Source organism: Polaribacter gochangensis, from assembly GCF_046224025.1.
Lineage (GTDB): Bacteria > Bacteroidota > Bacteroidia > Flavobacteriales > Flavobacteriaceae > Polaribacter > Polaribacter gochangensis.
In genome coordinates this window covers 604,039-624,237 of the sequence record NZ_JBJXRF010000001.1, presented here as the reverse complement: position 1 = coordinate 624,237, position 20,199 = coordinate 604,039, and the positions used below count along the sequence as shown (strand labels likewise).

Annotated in this window: 19 protein-coding genes and 1 tRNA gene; 16 read left to right on the top strand and 4 right to left on the bottom strand. The window is 31.4% G+C overall.

From position 1 onward, the window contains the following. The first annotated feature begins 5 nt into the window (after positions 1-5). The 6 genes from ACEWL1_RS02900 (at position 6) to ACEWL1_RS02875 (ending at position 4,795) form a co-directional block, all read left to right on the top strand. Complete coding sequence (locus ACEWL1_RS02900; protein WP_409231779.1) at positions 6-356, top strand: four helix bundle protein; 351 nt, start codon at positions 6-8, stop codon at positions 354-356. Positions 357-392: 36 nt separating this feature from the next. Next, positions 393-1,046: a 3-oxoacid CoA-transferase subunit B gene (locus tag ACEWL1_RS02895; protein ID WP_409231778.1), complete on the top strand. Its 654-nt coding sequence runs from the start codon at positions 393-395 to the stop codon at positions 1,044-1,046. 2 nt (positions 1,047-1,048) lie between these two features. Continuing rightward, positions 1,049-1,810, top strand: coding sequence for an exodeoxyribonuclease III (locus ACEWL1_RS02890; protein ID WP_409231777.1), 762 nt, complete (start codon positions 1,049-1,051; stop codon positions 1,808-1,810). 3 nt (positions 1,811-1,813) lie between these two features. Then, a complete protein-coding gene (locus ACEWL1_RS02885) occupies positions 1,814-3,100 on the top strand; it encodes a lytic transglycosylase domain-containing protein (RefSeq protein ID WP_409231776.1) in 1,287 nt (428 codons plus the stop codon). Positions 3,101-3,182: 82 nt separating this feature from the next. Continuing rightward, positions 3,183-4,175: a DUF4837 family protein gene (locus tag ACEWL1_RS02880; protein ID WP_409231775.1), complete on the top strand. Its 993-nt coding sequence runs from the start codon at positions 3,183-3,185 to the stop codon at positions 4,173-4,175. Positions 4,176-4,291: 116 nt separating this feature from the next. Then, positions 4,292-4,795, top strand: a complete 504-nt coding sequence (locus tag ACEWL1_RS02875) for a DUF1761 domain-containing protein (protein WP_409231774.1) — start codon at positions 4,292-4,294, stop codon at positions 4,793-4,795. Between the two features lie 67 nt (positions 4,796-4,862). Here ACEWL1_RS02875 and ACEWL1_RS02870 read toward each other — a convergent pair whose 3' ends face one another. Both ACEWL1_RS02870 and ACEWL1_RS02865 read right to left on the bottom strand, forming a co-directional pair. Beyond that, positions 4,863-6,551 carry a glutamine--tRNA ligase/YqeY domain fusion protein gene (locus tag ACEWL1_RS02870; protein ID WP_409231773.1) on the bottom strand — a complete coding sequence of 563 codons (1,689 nt, stop codon included), beginning with the start codon at positions 6,549-6,551 and terminating at the stop codon, positions 4,863-4,865. 108 nt (positions 6,552-6,659) lie between these two features. Beyond that, complete coding sequence (locus ACEWL1_RS02865; RefSeq protein WP_409231772.1) at positions 6,660-7,526, bottom strand: hypothetical protein; 867 nt, start codon at positions 7,524-7,526, stop codon at positions 6,660-6,662. 58 nt (positions 7,527-7,584) lie between these two features. Here ACEWL1_RS02865 and folB point away from each other — a divergent pair, with 58 nt between their 5' ends. The 5 genes from folB (at position 7,585) to ACEWL1_RS02840 (ending at position 12,584) form a co-directional block, all read left to right on the top strand. Continuing rightward, positions 7,585-7,947 carry a dihydroneopterin aldolase gene (gene folB, locus ACEWL1_RS02860; protein WP_409231771.1) on the top strand — a complete coding sequence of 121 codons (363 nt, stop codon included), beginning with the start codon at positions 7,585-7,587 and terminating at the stop codon, positions 7,945-7,947. A gap of 48 nt (positions 7,948-7,995) precedes the next feature. After that, positions 7,996-8,066, top strand: a tRNA-Cys gene (locus ACEWL1_RS02855). Positions 8,067-8,145: 79 nt separating this feature from the next. After that, entirely contained in the window at positions 8,146-8,988 is an 843-nt protein-coding gene (locus ACEWL1_RS02850; RefSeq protein WP_409231770.1) for an MBL fold metallo-hydrolase, read from the top strand. A 17-nt stretch (positions 8,989-9,005) separates the two neighbouring features. Next, positions 9,006-10,643 carry a S8 family peptidase gene (locus ACEWL1_RS02845; RefSeq protein ID WP_409231769.1) on the top strand — a complete coding sequence of 546 codons (1,638 nt, stop codon included), beginning with the start codon at positions 9,006-9,008 and terminating at the stop codon, positions 10,641-10,643. A 99-nt stretch (positions 10,644-10,742) separates the two neighbouring features. Next, positions 10,743-12,584, top strand: a complete 1,842-nt coding sequence (locus ACEWL1_RS02840; RefSeq protein WP_409231768.1) for a M1 family metallopeptidase — start codon at positions 10,743-10,745, stop codon at positions 12,582-12,584. 59 nt (positions 12,585-12,643) lie between these two features. Here the strand turns inward: ACEWL1_RS02840 and ACEWL1_RS02835 are convergent, their stop codons facing one another. Continuing rightward, on the bottom strand, positions 12,644-13,324 hold the full coding sequence (locus ACEWL1_RS02835; RefSeq protein WP_409231767.1) for a LysE family translocator: 681 nt from the start codon (positions 13,322-13,324) through the stop codon (positions 12,644-12,646). A 22-nt stretch (positions 13,325-13,346) separates the two neighbouring features. Then, positions 13,347-14,390, bottom strand: coding sequence for a 2Fe-2S iron-sulfur cluster-binding protein (locus tag ACEWL1_RS02830; RefSeq protein ID WP_409231766.1), 1,044 nt, complete (start codon positions 14,388-14,390; stop codon positions 13,347-13,349). Positions 14,391-14,593: 203 nt separating this feature from the next. Between ACEWL1_RS02830 and ACEWL1_RS02825 the strand changes: the two genes are divergently transcribed. From ACEWL1_RS02825 to porW, 5 genes are all read left to right on the top strand, one after another. Further along, entirely contained in the window at positions 14,594-14,932 is a 339-nt protein-coding gene (locus ACEWL1_RS02825) for a PadR family transcriptional regulator (RefSeq protein ID WP_409232257.1), read from the top strand. Between the two features lies 1 nt (position 14,933). After that, complete coding sequence (locus ACEWL1_RS02820) at positions 14,934-15,623, top strand: hypothetical protein (RefSeq protein ID WP_409231765.1); 690 nt, start codon at positions 14,934-14,936, stop codon at positions 15,621-15,623. A gap of 63 nt (positions 15,624-15,686) precedes the next feature. Further along, entirely contained in the window at positions 15,687-17,156 is a 1,470-nt protein-coding gene (locus ACEWL1_RS02815; RefSeq protein ID WP_409231764.1) for a DUF5687 family protein, read from the top strand. Positions 17,157-17,182: 26 nt separating this feature from the next. Continuing rightward, a complete protein-coding gene (locus ACEWL1_RS02810) occupies positions 17,183-17,878 on the top strand; it encodes an ABC transporter ATP-binding protein (RefSeq protein WP_409231763.1) in 696 nt (231 codons plus the stop codon). Positions 17,879-17,985: 107 nt separating this feature from the next. Beyond that, positions 17,986-20,190, top strand: coding sequence for a type IX secretion system periplasmic lipoprotein PorW/SprE (porW, locus tag ACEWL1_RS02805; protein ID WP_409231762.1), 2,205 nt, complete (start codon positions 17,986-17,988; stop codon positions 20,188-20,190). Positions 20,191-20,199 lie beyond the last annotated feature (9 nt).

Genomic DNA, 20,199 nt, shown 5'->3' with positions numbered 1-20,199 from the left:
TAATAATGAAGAATGTAGTTGTAGAAAAATCAATTGAAGTTTCATTATTAGTTATAGAATATTGTGAAATTTTACAAACAGAGAAAAAGTATGTTATTTCTAGACAATTGTTAAAATCTGGAACAAGCATTGGAGCAAATGTACATGAAGCTCAAAATGCAGAAAGCAAAGCAGATTTTATTCATAAAATAAAAATAGCAACGAAAGAATTAGAAGAAACAAAGTATTGGTTAATTCTTTGCGAAAAATCTAAAAGTTATCCTTCAAATACCATTTTACAAGAAAAAGTAAAAGAATTGGGGTTGATTTTATATAAAATACTAAGCACAAGTATTAAATCTCGTAATCAGAATTGATACATTGATAAATTATTAAATTGATACATCATTAAAATGTTAACAAAAGAACAAATAGCGCAAAGAATTGCTCAGGAAATTGAAGATAAATGGTATGTAAACTTAGGAATTGGAATTCCAACTTTAGTTGCAAACTATGTTCCTAATGATATTGAAGTTGAGTTTCAATCAGAAAATGGATTGCTCGGAATGGGCCCATTTCCGGTTGAAGGAACAGAAGATGCTGATTTAATCAATGCAGGAAAACAAACGGTTACTATTTTAAAAGGAGGTTCTTTATTTGATTCTGCAATGAGTTTTGGAATGATTCGCGGACAACACGTTCAATTAACTGTTCTTGGCGCCATGGAAGTAGCACAAAACGGAGATATCGCCAATTGGAAAATACCAGGTAAAATGGTAAAAGGAATGGGCGGCGCAATGGATTTAGTGGCATCCGCAGAAAACATTATTGTTGCCATGATGCACACCAATAAAAAAGGAGAATCGAAGTTGTTAAAACAATGTTCTTTGCCACTAACCGGAGTTGGTTGTGTTAAAAAAGTAGTTACAAACCTGGCTGTTTTAGAAATAAAAAATGGTGCTTTTCATTTGTTAGAAAGAGCTCCTGGAGTTTCTGTAGAGGAAATTAAAAATGCCACAGAAGGAACTTTAATTGTTGAAGGAGAAATTCCAGAAATGAAATTTTAAGAATGAAAATAATCTCATACAACGTAAACGGAATTAGAGCTGCTTTAAAAAAAGGCTTTTTAGACTGGTTGCAAGCTGCAAGTCCAGATGTAATCTGTATTCAAGAAACCAAAGCACATAAAGAACAATTAGATTTGTCGGAATTTGAAGCTGCTGGATATCCATATCATTATTGGTTTTCGGCAGAAAAAAAAGGCTATTCATCTGTAGCGGTTTTATGTAAAGAAAAACCAAATCATGTTGAGTACGGAACTGGAATTGAGTCGATGGATTTTGAAGGAAGAAATCTTCGTGTAGATTTTGATGAAGTTTCTGTAATGAGCATGTATTTACCTTCTGGAACAAACGATGCTCGACTTGATTTTAAGTTTAAGTATATGGATGAAATTCAAGAATATGTCGATGAATTGAAAAAGGAAATTCCGAATTTAGTAATTTGTGGAGACTATAATATTTGTCACGAAGAAATTGATATTCACAACCCAAAAATGAAAGGCGTTTCTGGATTTTTACCAGAAGAAAGAGAATGGCTTGGTAATTTTATAAAAAGCGGATTTATTGATAGTTTTCGTTATTTACATCCAGAGAAACAAGAATTTTCTTGGTGGAGTTATAGAGCAAATTCTAGAGCAAACAACAAAGGTTGGCGCTTAGATTATGCAATGGTATCTGATCCCATAAAATCAACGATTTCTAGAGCCTATATTTTACCAGAAGCAAAACACTCAGATCATTGCCCGATTGTTGTTGAATTAGATTTTTAAAATATGAATTACAAAAAAATTACATTTTTATTTCTTTTTTTATCTTTTTCCTTATCAGCACAAATTAAACAAGATAGCATTGCAAACGATTCGCTAAAAAATGCTACAAAAAAAGGTTTTTTTAGTGACAAAGACCTGTCTTTAATAGACAGTTTGGTTGTAGAAACACAATACAGATCTCCTTTAACTGCCAACATCAATTATGTAATTAAAGGGCTAGAAGCCAAAGAAAAACCAGAAATAAAAATCCCTACAAATGTTTTAAAAGAGCGATTGAAGCATTTAGATAATTCATCTCCATTTTTTATTGAATACAATCCTATTTTAGAAAATGTAATCAATTCTTATTTAAAATATCGCAAGAAATATTACCCTGCATTAATGGCAAAAGCAGAATATTATTTCCCGATGTTCGAAAAATATTTAGATCAGTTTAACATTCCGTTAGAAATGAAATACCTGGCAATTGTAGAATCTACTTTAAATCCAAGGGCAAGATCTAGAGTTGGCGCAAGTGGACTTTGGCAATTTATGTATTTAACCGGAAAACAATATAAATTAAACGTAAGTTCTTATGTTGATGAACGTCAAGATCCAGTTAAAGCAACCATTGCAGCTTGTCAATATTTAAGTGATTTGTATGATATTTTTGGCGATTGGGATTTAGCATTAGCAGCTTATAATTCTGGACCAGGAAATGTTTCTAAAGCGATTAAACGTTCTGGGGGATATCAAAATTATTGGAATCTGCGTCAGTATTTACCAGCAGAAACCGCGGGATATGTTCCTGCGTTTTATGCAACGTTATATATTTTTAAATATGCTAAAGAACATGGATTGGCACCTGAAAATCCGCCAATTTATCACTTTGCAACAGATACAATCCGAGTTAAAAAAACAGTTTCTTTTGATCAAATTACAGAAGTTACAGGAATAGAAACAGCAATGTTACAATTTTTAAACCCCGAATATAAACTAGACATCATCCCGTTTGTAAAAGGGAAAAACTATGTAGTAACAATCCCTAAAAATGCAACGATTAAATTCTTAGAAAAAGAAGAAGAATTGTATACTTTAGTTGATGAAGATAATGCAAAAAGAGAAAAGCCTTTACCAAAATATTTAGAGTTAAATCAGCGGATAAGATATAAAGTTCGAAGTGGAGATTATTTAGGAAAAATAGCTAAAAAATTCGGTGTTCGAGTAAGTGAAATTAAAAAATGGAACCGACTTAGAAGTACTAATTTAAAAATAGGACAGCGGTTAACTATTTATCCAAAAAGATTATAAGCAAAAAACAAATCGATTTTCCTAAAAGTGGAATAATATTTGAAGGAGAAAAGGAAACAACTAAAACGTTAAATAAACAAATATGAAAAAAGGATTCACAATAGTTGCGCTATTACTTTTTTTTACTTCATGTAAAAACCCAAAAGACACTTTTGTTTTAAGTGGTTCAGTTGGTAAATCTAATCATCTTCTTGTTGTAACCGAAGCAACCGACTGGTCTGGTAAAATAGGAGACAATCTTAGAGAATTTTTAGGAGAACTGGTGGTTGGTTTACCTCAGCCAGAAACAACATTTAGTGTTACTCAAATTGCTCCAAAAGGTTTTGGTAGCATGATGAATAAATATAGAAACATTTTATTTGTTCAGGTTGGAGAAACAGCATCTTTTAGAGTTCAAAACGATTTTTATGCAAGACCTCAAACTTTAGTTTATGTTACCGCAAAAGATAAAGAAGAATTAAATAAACAGCTAGAAAAACACAAGAAGGAAATCGTTAAAATTTTTAGAGATTCAGATATTAAGCATGTTCAACAGCGTTTTTATTCTAAACGAGTTGATGATTCTAAATATAAAACATTAGATAAGTTAGGAATATCTTTAGTGATACCAACAGACTTTAGAACTGTTGAAGATACTGGAGATTTTTTATGGTTAAGACAGCACTTAATGAGCGGAATAGCTCAGGGCGATGGTACAAACAATATTTTAGTGTATTCAGTTCCTTTATCGGAAGAATTTGAATTTGATGCAGCCAATGCTATTATTAACAACAGAAATTTTATTGGTGAAAAACATATACCTGGATCTAAAGAAGGAATGTATATGATTACAGAAGCAGCTTTTGTCCCACAAACATTAGATGCAGTAATTGACAACAAAAAAGCATATGAAACAAGAGGGAAATGGGAAGTAAAAAACGACTTTATGGCTGGACCTTTTTTAAATTACACTGTAATAGATGAAAAAAATAATAGATTAATTGTTTTTGAAGGCTTTACGTATGCACCATCAGTTGATAAAAGAGATTTTATTTTTGAGTTAGAAGCAATTGGTAAATCCTTAAAAATTAAATAGTAAAACTTCAATCTTAAAAAGGCTAAAACATTATGTTTTAGCCTTTTTTTGTTTTAAATAATTAAAAATCAAAAAGTTAATTGTTATATTTGAGAGAATCAAAAAACTAAAACATCATGGAATTTAATTTTTTAACAACAGCACTAGCAGCTTTAATGCCTTTAGTTATGGGCTTTATTTGGTATGGACCAATACTTTTTCAAAAGGCTTGGATGAAAGAAATGGGTTTTACCGAAGAATCTTTAAAAGGAGGTAATATGGCTTTAATTTTTGTACTAAGCTATGTGCTGAGTTTTTTAATGGCTTTTATACTTCAAACATTGGTAATTCATCAGTTTGGAGCACAATCTGTATTAATGGGAGAACCTGGTTTTGTGGAAGGAACAGGAGAAGCATTTACATATTTTCAAAATTTTATGGCTCAATATGGCGATCGTTTTAGAACCTTCGGACATGGAGCTTTACATGGTACAATGATTGGTTTGTTAATTGTGTTACCAGTGATGGGAACAAACGCAATGTTTGAAAGAAAATCATTTAAGTACGTGATGATTAATGCTGGATATTGGACAGTAACATTGGCTTTAATGGGCGGAATTTTATGTCAAACAGCTTTTTAAAAAAATAAATAGAAATACAAAAAGACCGCAATTTTGCGGTCTTTTTGTATTTAAAAAAGGTTTTAAACTAATTTTTATTTGTCCAGCTATCTCTTAAACCAACAGTTTTGTTAAAAATTAGGTTTTCTGAAGTTGAATCATTGTCAACATTAAAATAACCTAAACGTTGAAACTGAAAACGTTCTCCAATTTTAGCAGATTGCAAACTTGGCTCTACAAATGCATTAATAATTTCTAAAGAATTTGGGTTGATAAACGCCATAAAATCTTTGTCTTTATGTGCATCTGGAGCTTCATCTAAAAACAATCTATCATAAGCTCTAACTTCTGCCCTTACAGCATGTTTTACAGAAACCCAATGCAAGGTTCCTTTCACTTTACGCTTGCTTTCTTCTGTTCCACTACCAGATTTTGTTAACGGATCATAGGTACAATGAATCACAGTAATTTCTCCGTTTTCATCTTTTTCACAACTTGTTGCAGTAATAAAATAAGCATTTTTTAAACGGACTTCTTTTCCTAATTTAAGTCTAAAGAATTTTTTATTTGCTTCTTCTCTAAAATCTTCACGTTCTATATAAATTTCTCTAGAAAAAGGCACTTCTCTAGAACCAGCATTCTCGTCTTCCTGATTGTTTTCGGCAATTAAAATTTCTTCTTTTCCTTCAGGATAATTATCAATAATTACTTTTACAGGATCTAAAACCGCCATAACTCTATCGGCAGTTTTATTTAAATCTTCTCTAATTTTAAATTCTAAAAGTGCTACATCAATAACATTTTCGCGTTTAGAAACTCCAACTGTTTCAATAAAATTTTTGATAGAATTTGGTGTATAACCACGCCTTCTTAATCCAGAAATTGTTGGCATTCTTGGATCGTCCCAACCATTAACAATTCCTTTTTCTACCAATGTCAATAACTTACGCTTACTCATAATAGTATAACTTAAGTTTAAGCGAGAAAATTCACGTTGTTTAGGTGGGTTTGGATATGTAGATTTACCATATTCATATACATTGTCACGAAACCAATCGTACAATTCTCTATGAGGTTTAAACTCTAATGAACATAAAGAATGTGATATTTGTTCAATATAATCGCTTTCTCCATGTGTCCAATCGTACATTGGGTAAATACACCAATCGTTACCAGTTCTGTGATGTTCTTTGTACATGATTCTGTACATCAACGGGTCGCGCATTAACATATTTGGACTCGCCATATCAATTTTTGCACGCAATGTATGTTGTCCTTCTTTAAACCTACCTTCTTTCATTCCTCGAAATAATTCCAAGTTTTCTTCTACAGAACGAGATCTAAATGGACTATTTGTACCAGCTTCAGTTGGCGTACCTTTTTGCACACGCATTTCTTCGGATGTTTGCGAATCTACATAGGCTTTCCCGTCTTTAATCAACAGAATAGCCCAATCGTATAATTGTTGAAAATAATCTGAAGAATACAATTCATTTGCCCATTGATAGCCCAACCAAGAAATATCCTCTTTAATTGCGTCTACATACTCTTGTTCTTCTTTTGCAGGATTTGTATCATCAAAACGCAAATTTACTGGCGCATTGTATTTTAATCCCAAACCAAAACTAATTCCGATCGCTTTGGTATGACCAATATGTAAATATCCATTAGGTTCTGGCGGAAAACGGAAGCGCAAATTTTCTTTTGACATTCCATTCGCCAAATCTTCTTCAATAATTTGCTCTAGAAAGTTGAGCGATACTTTTTCTTCTGACATATTCTCTTAAGATTGAAGCTACAAAATTAAGCAAAATAGTTGAGGTTGGTTCTATTAAAAAAGAAACCCTTTCATATAATTTGAAAGGGTTTTAATGAGAATATAGTCTTAATGTTTGTAGGTTCCGTCTGGCAAAGTTGAAGGCAGCTTATAAGTTGAGTTTGAAAAAATTGCCCAAGCTTTAACGTCGTCTGACTGAACTTTTGCGCTTGTGTTTAAGGTCCATTCATTTTGAATATCTGTTAAGCGATTTTCATTTGCTCCTAAGATTGAAGAAAGCACCCAAAAATTATATTTAGTTACTTGGCATGAAAAATCACAATTTATGTCAGAATTTGTAAACCATGCTCCAGCTGGATATGATGCAGGCGGATTTTGAAAAACTCCACCACGAGCAGTGTTCATTGCGTCACTAATTTCAGAATTTGACTGACTGCTAAATATTGAAGGATACGAAACTTCATGTCCGTTTTTAGAAATAAATTTCCAAACAGATTCAATAGATCCATCAAAATCACCTGTATGGCCATTTGAGTGCCAAATACTATTTACAGAATCTGCACTAATATCATTTACGTTATATCCACTTGGCGGGATAACAGCATCTCTTTCTGCTGTAGTTTTCCACACATAAATAAGAGATTTATTGGTTTTAAGTTGAGCGTGAATGGTTGTGTTGTCCACGACACCATCTTCATCATTGTCTAAATATTGTGCTAAAACATTGGCGATATGAATTAATTTAGAATCTTCAACAGATTTAAATGCAAAAATTGGGATATCAAATACAACAACTTTTCTATTAAAATCTTTAAATTGAGTATCTGTATTTACAACAATTCTGAAATTAGGGTCTGTTCCGGGGTCAATTAAAACAGAAGTGTCTTTAATATTATCATTAATAATACAAGAAGAAAAACTTAGAATTGCAATAGTAAAAAGCAATAGTTTGGATACATTTTTTATGTCGTTCATTTTTTTATTTTTAGTTATCTAAACTCAAATTTTCCTTAACTTTTAATACTTTTGTAGCATGGGAAAAATTCAAGTAAACAATATCAAAATTTATGCCTTTCATGGATGTTTAGATGAAGAGGCCAAAATAGGCTCTGAATACAGAGTTGATATTGAAATCAAAGCAAATTTACGAAAATCTTCAAAAACAGACGAATTAATTGATACCGTAGATTATGTGCATCTAAATTCTATTGTAAAAGTAGAAATGGCAATTAGATCAAAATTACTTGAACATGTTGCCCAAAGAATTATTGATCGGATTTTTACTGAACTTAGAATGGTTAAAAAAGCAACGATTAGTGTGGCAAAAATAAACCCACCAATTGGCGGTAATGTAGAAGATGTGAAAATTATTCTCACTCAAAAAAGGAAAGCGTAAAAAAACCTTGTCTAAATAGGAATTTTGCGTAAATTTGCCAACTCAAAAGGTGTCGTGGCCGAGTGGCTAGGCAGTGGTCTGCAACACCATCTACAGCGGTTCGAATCCGCTCGACACCTCTAAAAAGCGCATTGATTTTCAATGCGTTTTTTGTTTTATTTAACAAAAAAGTCCTGTTTTTTCTGCATCTTTGTTTCTATGAAAATTTATCCAATAGAAACAGGAAATTTTAAGTTAGATGGCGGCGCTATGTTTGGCGTTGTTCCCAAAACTATTTGGCAAAAAACCAATCCAGCAGATGCTAATAACTTAATTTCTATGAGTATGCGCTGTATGCTTATTGAAGATGGAGAGAAATTAACGTTGATTGATACAGGTTTAGGAGCAAAACAATCAGAAAAGTTTTTTGGATATTATTACTTGTTTGGAGATTTTTCGTTGGATACTTCTTTGGCTAAATTAGGGTTTCATAGAGATGATATTACCGACGTTTTTTTAACACATTTGCACTTTGATCATTGTGGTGGTGTTATTCAATGGAATAACGATAAAACTGGGTTTATGCCTGCGTTTAAAAATGCAAAAGTTTGGTCTAATGAAGACCATTGGCAATGGGCAACAGTTCCGAATCCAAGAGAAAAAGCTTCTTTTTTAACAGAAAACATTCAACCAATTAAAGAAAACGGACAGTTAAACTTTATTAAAAACGGCATTAAAGATGTTGGTTTTAATGTGTTGTATATGGACGGACATACAGAAAAGCAAATGCTTCCTAAAATAGAATATCAAGGAAAAACTGTTGTTTTTATGGCCGATTTATTACCAACAACAGGGCACATTCCGTTGCCATATGTTATGGGTTATGATACAAGACCGTTATTAACGATTAAAGAAAAAGCGCAATTTTTAAATGAAGCTGCAGACAACGAGTATTTTTTGTTTTTAGAACACGATGCAGCTACAGAACTATGTACTTTAAAACAGACAGAAAAAGGAGTGCGATTAAAAGAAACATTTAAGTTTACAGATATATTTAATTAATAAAAGAGATGAAGAGTATGAAAATTTTTAAACCACTTTATATAACTGGTGTAATTTCAATTGCTTTAGTAGGATGTAAATCAGTGAATACAATTCCTGTTCCGACAGGAGAAAATAATATTGTTGTTATATCAGCAAAGAAAGCACCACTTACCAAAATTCAAAAAGAAACTTGGGGTCATGCAGATTTAGCTACAGACACCATTCCAGGAATGAGTGTAGATAAAGCGTACACATTTTTAAAAGGAAAAAAAGGTGTTGAAGTTGTTGTTGGAGTTGTAGATTCTGGAACAGATTTAAAACACGAAGATTTAAGCGCTGTTGCTTGGGTTAACAAAAAAGAAATTCCGAATAACGGAATCGATGACGATAACAACGGATATGTTGATGATATAAATGGATGGAATTTCTTAGGACCAATCTATAAAGAAAATGCAGAGGTAGAAAGAATTCTTAAAAATCCAAAGTTGGTTGATGTAGCTACTTATAAAATCATTAAAGAAGCTCAGGATAAAAAAGTAAAAGAAGCATCAACAAATAAATTTAGATTTAACCAAATGTTACAAGCTGTTCAGTTTGCAGATAAAACTATTGGAGATCATTTAAAAAAGAAAGACTATACAAAAGATGATGTAGAATCAATAAAATCAGAAGATAATGCTGTCATGCAAAGTGTAAATATTGCAAAACAAATGTTTGGCTTCGGTCTAAGCTCTTTGACACAGGCAATTACAGAAATAAAAAAAGAAATTCAAAAAGCAGATGATTTAGTTAGCGGAGACAACCTAAAAACAGATTATAGAAAAGCATTAGGAGACAACGCCCAAGATTTTTCTACAAAATTTTATGGCGATAATAAAATAGGCCATTCTACAAAAGACGAAGCTCACGGAACGCACGTATCTGGAATTATTGGAGCAGTAAGAAATAACGGAATTGGAATGAACGGCGTTACCAACAATGTAAAAATAATGGCAGTAAGAACGGTTCCTGACGGAGATGAATATGATAAAGATGTTGCATTAGCTATCCGTTATGCAGTAGATAATGGTGCAAAAGTAATCAACGCAAGTTTCGGAAAAGCATATTCTCCAAATAAAGAATGGGTTTATGACGCGATAAAATATGCAGCAGAAAAAGACGTCTTAATTGTTCATGCTGCTGGAAATGATGGAAAAAATATAGATGTTGAAAATAATTTTCCAAATGATTCAAAACTACCTAATACAGAAATATCAGATAATTATATTTCTATTGGTGCGATGAGTTCTAATTATAATGAGAATTTAGTTGCAGATTTTTCTAATTATGGAAAAAGAAATGTTGATATTTTTGCTCCTGGAGTTCAAATATATTCTACAATTCCAGAAAATGAATACGAATTTTTTAACGGAACATCAATGGCGGCACCATCAACTGCCGGAGTTGCTGCATTAATTCGTTCTTATTATCCAAAATTAACAGCAAAGCAAGTAAAACATATCATTATGAATTCTGGAACTAAAATAGATTTAGAAGTTATAAAACCAGGTTCATTTTCTCAAGACAATCCAAAGGGAGTAAAAGTTCCTTTTTCAGAATTATCAGTTACTGGGAGAATTGTTAATGCTTATAATGCTTTAAAAATGGCAGACAGAATGGTAAATGGTAAATAATACAATTTTATCGAATTAGCATATCTAAAAAAAGAATTCTAAATTTACAGAAGTTCTTTATTAATAAGAGATCACAAACCAAATAAAATTAATACTATCATGAAAAAAGTTTTATTCATTGCACTATCATTTTCACTAATGATTTCTTGTGCACAAAACTCAAAAAATTCAACAACATCTAAAAATGGATATTGGCAACAACATGTTGATTACACAATGGATGTTGATGTAGATGTAGAAAAGTTTCAATACAGCGGAACTCAAAAATTAGTCTATACAAACAACTCCCCAGATGATTTAAATAACGTGTATTATCACTTATACTACAATGCATTTCAACCAGGAAGCGAAATGGATGCACGTTTACAAAGTATTGCAGATCCAGACGGCAGGATGATTGTACGTGAAAATGGTGAAGTAAAAAGTAGAATTGCCATGTTAAAACCTAGTGAAATTGGGTATTTAAAAGTAAAATCATTAAAACAGAACGGTAAAGATGTAAAGTTTGAAGTTGCAGGAACTGTTTTAGAAGTTACTTTAAACGAACCTATTAAAGCCGGATCAAAAGTTACTTTTGAAATGGAATTTGACGGACAGTTACCAGTTCACATTCGTAGAGCAGGAAGAAATAGTAGAGATGATATTGCAATGTCTATGGCGCAATGGTATCCTAAAATGGCAGAATATGATTTTGAAGGATGGCAAGCTCACGCATATATTGCTAGAGAATTTCAAGGAGTTTGGGGAGATTTTGATGTAACTCTTAGAATTGATAGAAATTATACAATTGGAGGAACAGGAAACTTACAAAATCCACAAGAAATTGGGCATGGTTACGAAGACAAAACGAAACCTTTAAATGTTCCAGATACTCCAAAATTAGCGTGGCATTTTAAAGCAGAAAGAGTACATGATTTTACGTGGGCCGCTGATGACGAATATGTACACGATATTTACAAAATGGAAAACGGTCCAGATTTACACTTTTTCTATAAAGACAGAGATTATAATAAAGAAAATTGGACAAAAAATCAGGCTTTAACTGCAAAAGCGATGGAATATTTTAGCGAAACAGTTGGTCCTTACCCGTGGAAACAATATTCAGTGATTCAAGCTGGAGATGGTGGTATGGAATACGCTATGTGTACATTTGTTGCTGGTGGTGGAAAAAGAAGCAATATGGGAACAATTATTCATGAATTGGCTCATACTTGGTTTCAACAAATTTTAGCCAATAATGAAAGTAAACATTCTTGGATGGATGAAGGCTTTGGATCTTACGTAACAGGATTAGCAGCAAATAAAATTCTACGTGGCGGAGAAGGAAAACCATCGCCAGGAAGCTATAGAGGTTATTTTAATCTTGTAAAAAACGGAATGGAAGAAAACTTAACTACACATGCTGATAGATTTAACACAAACAGAGCTTTTAGTACTGGAAGTTACACAAAAGGAAGTATTTTCTTAACGCAATTAAATTATATAATTGGAGAAGAAAATGTACAAAAAACATTAAAAAAATACTACGACGATTTTAGTTTTAAACACCCAGTTCCAAATGATATTAAAAGAACTGCAGAAAAAGTATCAGGATTGCATTTAGATTGGTATTTAAATGAGTGGACACAAACTACACACACAATTGATTACGGTATCCAAAGTGTTGATGGTAAAAAAATAACATTAGAAAGAATTGGACAAATGCCAATGCCAATTGATGTTACTGTTACTTATGCAGACGGTACAACAGAAGATTTTAATATTCCGTTAAGAATGATGAGAGGAAACAAGCCAACAAGCGCAACAGTTATTGAAGACTGGACTTGGGCACATCCTTCATATTCTTTTTCTGTATCTAAAGACATTAAAAAAGTGGAGATAGACACTTCTAAATTAATGGCTGATATCAACAGAGATAATAATGTGTATGAAAAACGTTAATTAAAAAACGAATTACAGTTTAGTAAATAAAAGAAAAGCGAGGTAAAAACCTCGCTTTTTTATTTTTCAACCTGTTCAATAAAGTTGTCTAAATTTAATTTTTCTTTTGGGATAAATCCTTTTAGAATTAAGCCAAAGCCAAAAATAATTAATAGAACACCCATGGTTTTTTTAATCTTGTAAATCACATTTGATGTTAGTTTCTTTTTTAATTTTTTTGCCAGTACTATCTTCCCTAAATCGGTAATAAAATAGCTAATAATAATTGTGGTAAAGTACCAAAAAATATGATTTGGATTCATGTCTAACGTTGGTCCAATAACAACAATTAGACCTAACCAAAACCCTAAAACACCAATATTAATAAAGTTTAGAAAGAACCCTTTTAGTAATAATTTTAAATAATTATTACTAACCGGAATTTCTATCAACGGTGTGTCTTCTGCTTCCTTTTTGTTAGATTTATCAAAGTATGTTATCAATCCATAAACTACAAGAATTAATCCGCCAATAAAAAATAATCTTGGATCGTCTTTAATTCTTTCTAATAAATGTCTACTTCCTAAATAAGCAATAATTATAAACGCAATATCACCTAAAATTACGCCAAGATTAAACATAATTGCAGCTCTTGCACCTTTTAAAATACTGGTTTGTATCAACATAAAAAACACGGGTCCGATCATAAAAGAAAGAAAGAAACCAAAAAGTATTGCGTTTTTTATATCGTAGATATCCATTTTTTAAAGATACAATTTGTTATTAAACATCGTCAAAATCGATTGTTATTTTTGGAGTTGTTGGATGCGCTTGACAAGCTAAAACAAATCCTTCTTCCACTTCGCCATCCGTTAAAATGCTATTTTTGGTCATTACCGCTTTTCCTTCTGTAATTTTACACAAACAACTACTACAAACTCCACCTTGACAAGAATACGGCGCATCTAAATTATTACGTAAAGAAGCCGCTAAAATATTGTCGGTTTTGCTCATTGTAAAAGTTGTTTCTTCATCATCTAACAATACCGTAATTTCTGTTTTTCCTTCTTCAATTTCTACATCATTTTCTTCTGTAGAAGCCGTAAACAATTCAAAATGAATTGCATTTTCTGGAAAGTTATTCCCTTTTAAAGTTTCTGAAACAATGTTAATCATTTCTTCTGGACCACATAAAAAAGCAGCATCAAAAGCTGTTTCTTTGTAAATATTTTTAACAAAATAATTTGTAATTCCTTTATTGATTCTTCCGAATTGAGAACCAGCATTATTTTCTTTACTAAAAATATAATGTACTTTAAAACTGTTTGGATTTTCTTCTAAAAGCGCATCTAGTTCACTTTTAAAAATAGTTCTATCTGTTGTTTTATTTCCATAAATCAACGTAAAAGTTGAAGATTTTTCAGTTTCTAAAACTGTTTTCACCATAGATAAAACAGGTGTAATTCCGCTACCAGCTGCAAAAGCAATATAATTTTTATTTGCTTCAGGAGATAAAATAAATTTTCCATCAGGAGCTGAAACCTCAAGAACATCGCCATCTTTTAAAACTGAAGTTGCAAAAGTAGAAAACACGCCATTTTCAACTGCTTTTATAGCAACTTTTAATTGGTTGCTATTTGGAGAAGCGCAAATAGAATACGCCCTTCGCACTTCATTATTGTTAATGGTTGCTTTTAACGTAATATATTGTCCGGCTTTAAAAGTAAATTCTTCTTTTAAATTTGCAGGAACATTAAACAAAATAGAAACAGCATTGGCTGTTTCTTTAATGATTTTTTGAATTGTTAATTTGTGAAATTTCGACATCAATCTTTATTTAAGAATGCAAAAATAAGAAACAAATCATGAACAGTTTGTTAGAGTTTCTATAAATTAATTACCTAAGAGTTTTATACATAAGAAAATTATGTATAAATTTGATACATAGAAAAAGTCATTGCGAGTTTGCGAAGCAATCTTAAAAAAGAGATTCCTTCACTTCGTTCGGAATGACGATTACACATCAAAACATGGGAAATCAAAAACTATTTAAAGGCTCATTACAAACCATCATTTTAAAATTGTTGGCGCAGAATGATAAAATGTACGGTTATGAAATTACTCAAAAAGTAAAAGAATTAACAAACGGAGAATTAAAAATTACAGAAGGTGCATTGTATCCAGCATTGCATAAATTAGAAGCTGATGGTTTGTTAGATGTTGAGGTTGCAAAAATAGGGAATCGTTTGCGTAAATATTACAAACTTACCGAACACGGAACCAAAGAAACCGCAAATAAATTGGCAGAAATGCAAGAGTTTTTAAAAACGATGCAGCATTTGGTAAATCCTAAACTTAGTTTGAAGTAAGATGAAAATAACAGAAACTCAAATAGAAGAACTCTACAAATTTACAAGAGAACATTTTGTGTATCATTACGATGTACAAACCGAATTGGTAGATCATTTAGCAAATGATATTGAACAAATTTGGGAAGCACAACCAAAATTAACATTTAGAGAAGCAAGAGATATATCGTTTAAAAAGTTTGGTGTTTTTGGCTTTATGGATGTTGTGGAACAAAAGCAAAAAGCGATGAATAAACGCTATTGGAAAATATTATTACGTTTTGTAAAAGAGTGGTTTACATTGCCAAAAATAATTTTAACAAGTTTAATTTTTATGCTGTTTTTTACTGTTCTTCAATCAAAGTACGCCGAAGAAATAATTATTGCATCCATTTTTATTTTAGTAATTGTTGATTTGTATTACTTCTTTAAAAGCAGAGGTAAAAAGAAAAAACAGCAAGCAAAAATATTTTTATTAGAATCTATGATTGGAGAAACAAGAAATGGTTTTTCTGTACTGGTGTTTATCAATATTTTTAACATCATTAATTTATCAGATGTAAATTTTAATACAATGGCTCTTTATTTACTCTTTTTAGTTGCTGCTTTTGCAACCTTAATGTGTATCGTTTTTTATATTACAGCGTTTGTAATGCCATCAAAAGCAGAAGAATTATTGGCAGAAACTTATCCAGAATATACAATGGTGTAATTTTTTTGTAACAAAAAGGACATTTTAGATACCTATAACCATTAAACAATTAACCAAGTAATTATGTTTAGAAGATTTTTAAAATTAGAATGGAAACAATATTTCCGTTCTTCGTATTGGCAAAAAGGAATCGCATTAAAAATTATTATGGGCTTTTTCGCCTTATACATGATGGTTTCTTTCCTCGCATTAGGAATTGGTAGTTTCTTTATCATTAGAGAAACAATGCCAGATGCAGATCCGTTACAAGTAGTTAATTCTTATTTGCTTTTTGCAATTATTGGAGATTTAATTTTTAGGTATTTAATGCAAAAACTACCAGTAATGAATGTAAAACCATTACTTGTTCTTCCTATAAAAAAGAACAAATTGGTGCATTATGTATTAGGAAAATCGATGTTTTCTGCATTTAACATTTTCTCATTGTTTTTTTACATTCCGTTTTCAATAGTATTGATGGCAGAAAACTATAGTGTTTCTGGAGCGTTGGGTTGGTTGTTTTCTATGATTTTAATCACACAATGTGCAAACTTCTTAAACTTTATTATCAATAAAAACAATGTTGCATTTTGGACTTTAGCAGTTGTTTTAATGGGAACGATAGCTTTACAATATTTTAATATTTACGAGGTAACAATTCATAGTCAAGCAATTTTTGATGGTGTTTTTGCAAATCCAATTTATGTGCTTATTCCGGTTGCATTATTAGCAGTTTTATACAGCGTAAATCAAAAAATATTAAGACAACAATTGTATTTAGATGATGCGGTAAAAGTAAAAGTAAAAGAAGCAAGCACGGCAGATTTATCTTGGGCAAACAGATTCGGAGAAATGGCGCCGTTTATTAAAAACGAAATCAGATTGATTTGGAGAAACAAAAGAACAAAAACGGTTTTCTTAATGTCTTTCGCTTTTGTTTTATATGGATTGATATTTTTTACAAATCCCATTTATGAAGAAAAGATGCCAGGATTTTTAATTTTTGCATCGTTATTTGTTACTGGTGGATTTGTTTTAAACTACGGTCAGTTTATCCCAGCTTGGGAAAGCGCTTACTATAAAATGCTAATGACTCAAAACCTTTCTTACAGAAAATATTTAGAATCTAAATGGTATTTAATGGTTGTAGTAACTTCTGTATTATTCATTTTAGCAACGCCATATATATACTTTGGATTAAAATTTTATTTAATGATTGGCGCTGGAGCACTTTTTAATATTGGCTTTAACACGCTGGTTTTATTATATGCAGGTTCATTTAACAGAAAACAAATCGATTTAAACGCAAGCGGATTTGGAAACACACAAGGAACAAGTGCAAAACAATTTATTGTTATTATACCGGTCATGTTAATTCCTATCGGATTGTTTTACGCATTTAGTTTGCCATTTGGTTTTAACGCCGGAATTGCTGCTATCGCAGGATTCGGAATTTTAGGATTGGTAACAAAAAATTATTTTATGAATTTGATTGCTAAAAAGTATATTCAAGAAAAATATGCAGCAATTCACGCATTCGATCAAAAAGCATAAGCAACAAAATTAAGACACAAAAAATTATGATACATTCAAAAAATATCACAAAAAAATACGGTACAACTCAAGTACTAAATATAGAAGAATTAGAAATTCCAAAGGGACAAAGTTTTGGATTAGTGGGGAATAACGGAGCAGGAAAAACAACGTTTTTTAATATTCTGTTAGATTTAATTAGACCAACAACTGGCGAAGTTATAAATCACGATGTAACCGTAAATAAAAGTGAAGCTTGGAAATCTTTTACAGGTTCTTTTATTGATGAAACTTTTTTAATTGGTTATTTAACTCCAGAAGAATATTTCGATTTTATTGGCGATTTACGCGGAATGAACAAAGCAGATATTACAAGCTTTTTAAGTCAGTTCGAAGAAATATTTAACGGAGAAATTCTTGGAGGAAAGAAATATTTAAGAGATTTAAGTAAAGGAAATCAGAAAAAAGCAGGAATTGTTGCGGCACTTTTAGGGAATCCGCAAGTGGTAATTTTAGACGAACCTTTTGCAAATTTAGATCCAACAACACAAATCAGATTAAAAAAGATGTTGAAAGAATTAACAGACAACAACGAAGTTACCGTGTTGGTTTCTAGCCACGATTTAAGTCATGTAACAGAAGTGTGCGAGCGTATTGTGGTTTTAGATAAAGGAAACGTTGTAAAAGACATCAAAACATCTACAGAAACTTTAAAAGAATTAGAAAGCTATTTCGCGGTGTAAATTCTTACTTTTTTTATTCTTATTTTTACAGCTTCTATTCACAATATTTTTACAGAAAATATGTTTGTGAATAGGAGCTTTTTTAGTTTTGATGTTGAATCTATTTTATGAAAAACAAAAACACAATCGTACTTTTTTTGATCGCCATAGTGGCTTTTATTTCTTGTAGCACAAAAAAAGATGCTTTTGTAAACAGAGCTTACAATTCAATTACCACCAAATACAATATTTTGTACAATGGTAATTTGGCTTTTCAAGAAGGATTAGATCAAATCAACCAACAACACAAAGATAATTTTTGGGAACAACTTTCTATAGAACCCATTACTTTTGAAGAAAAATCAACTTCAATTGCTTCTTTTGGTGGAAACCCAGGATTTCCTGATGCAAACGATGAAGAAGAAAAACCACTCACCACTTTTGATAAAGCCGAAGAAAAAGCGGTAAAAGCAATTCAGTTGCATTCTATGAATATTGGTGGGCGAGAACGCAATAATCAAATTGATGATGCGTATTTATTACTAGGGAAATCTAGGTATTATACTCAAAGATTTATTCCAGCAATTGAAGCGTTTAATTACGTGATTATAAATTATCCGTATGCAGATTTAATAGATGAAACAAGAATTTGGAGAGCAAAAACAAATATCAGATTAGACAATGATCAGTTTGCAATTGAAACATTAAAAATTGTTTTAAAAAACGAAGAATTAGACCCAAGAATAAAAGAAGAAGCGCACACGGCTTTGGCAATGGCCTATGTTAAAAATGATAGTATCCAACGTGCAATTGAGCATTTAACATTAGCAACTGCAACGCAAACAAACACAGAACAAGCTGCAAGAAATCTATTTGTGTTGGGACAAATTTACAGTTCAGAAAATAAAAAAGATTCTGCAGCAATTGTTTTTAATCGATTGATCAATTTTAAAAAAGCGCCGTATAAATTTAAAATTTATGCCAACATCGATTTAGCAAAAGCAAGCACATCAGATTCTGCAGTTTCTAGTTTAATAACAAAGTTTAAAACACTTATAAAAGATAGAGAAAACAGAGGATATTTAGATGCGTTGTATTATCAAAAAGGCTTGTTAGAAGAGAAAAGAGATAGTTTACATATTGCGTTAAAAGATTTTAAAACCTCGCTTAGAATTCCAGACGGAGATCTTGTTCAGAAAACCTACACATACGAGAAATTAGGAAATATTTCGTTTGACTATTCATTGTTTGTTCAAGCAAGTGCGTATTACGATAGTGTGATTCAGATTTCAAAAAATAGCACAGATTTACGCATCAGACAAATTAGAAGAAAACATAAAAATTTAGCAGCTTTAACGGCATTTGAGGCCACATTAAAAACAAACGATAGTGTTTTAAAAATAGCCAATTTATCTAAGTTAGAACAAATCACATTTTTTAAGAAACATATAGAAAGTCTTAAAAAAGCAGATGAAAAAGCAGCAAAAGCACAGTTGAAAAATATTTCATTTGGTAGTTCTTTTAGTGGAGGTTCTTCGATAAAATCAACCAAAAAAGGCAAATGGTATTTTTACAATGTACAATCTTTAAATTTTGGCAAAAACGAATTTGAAAAAGTGTGGGGAAACAGACCGTTAGAGGATAATTGGAGAATTTCTGACAAGCAACAAGCGCAAGTTGTAACAACAACAACTTCAACTAAAAAGGAAGCAACGGTATGGTTACCAAAGTATAATTTAAAGACCTATTTAGATGCCTTACCGCAAACTAAATCTGCCATTGATTCTTTAATTTATAATAGAAACGAGGCGCTATATCAAACCGGAATTATTTATAAAGAGCAATTTAAAGATGTAGATTTAGCAATTTTTAGGCTTGAAAGATTGTTAAAAGAGAAACCAGATAAAATGTTGTTATTGCCAACAAAATATCACTTGTACCAATTGTATTCAGAATTAAAAAGCAGTAAGGCAGCAGAATACAAAGCGTTAATTATTAAAGAGTATCCAGCATCTAGGTATGCTGAGATATTACAGAACAAACCTAAAAAACAAGACGAGAAAAAGATAGGTCAAACCGAAGCAATTTATAAAGAATTGTATTACATCTACAAAGATGATAAATTTGAAGATGTGGTTTCTCAAATCATAGAATTAGCACCAGAAATTAAAGATTCAAATTTAATTGCTAAATTTGAATTGCTTAAAGCCATGGCAATTGGTAAATATCAATCGAAAGAAGCGTATAAAAAAGCATTAGAATATGTGTTGTTTAATTACGGAAACACCAAAGAAGGGCAGCGAGCAAAAGAAATCATAAAGCAGTTAAATTAAAACATTCCC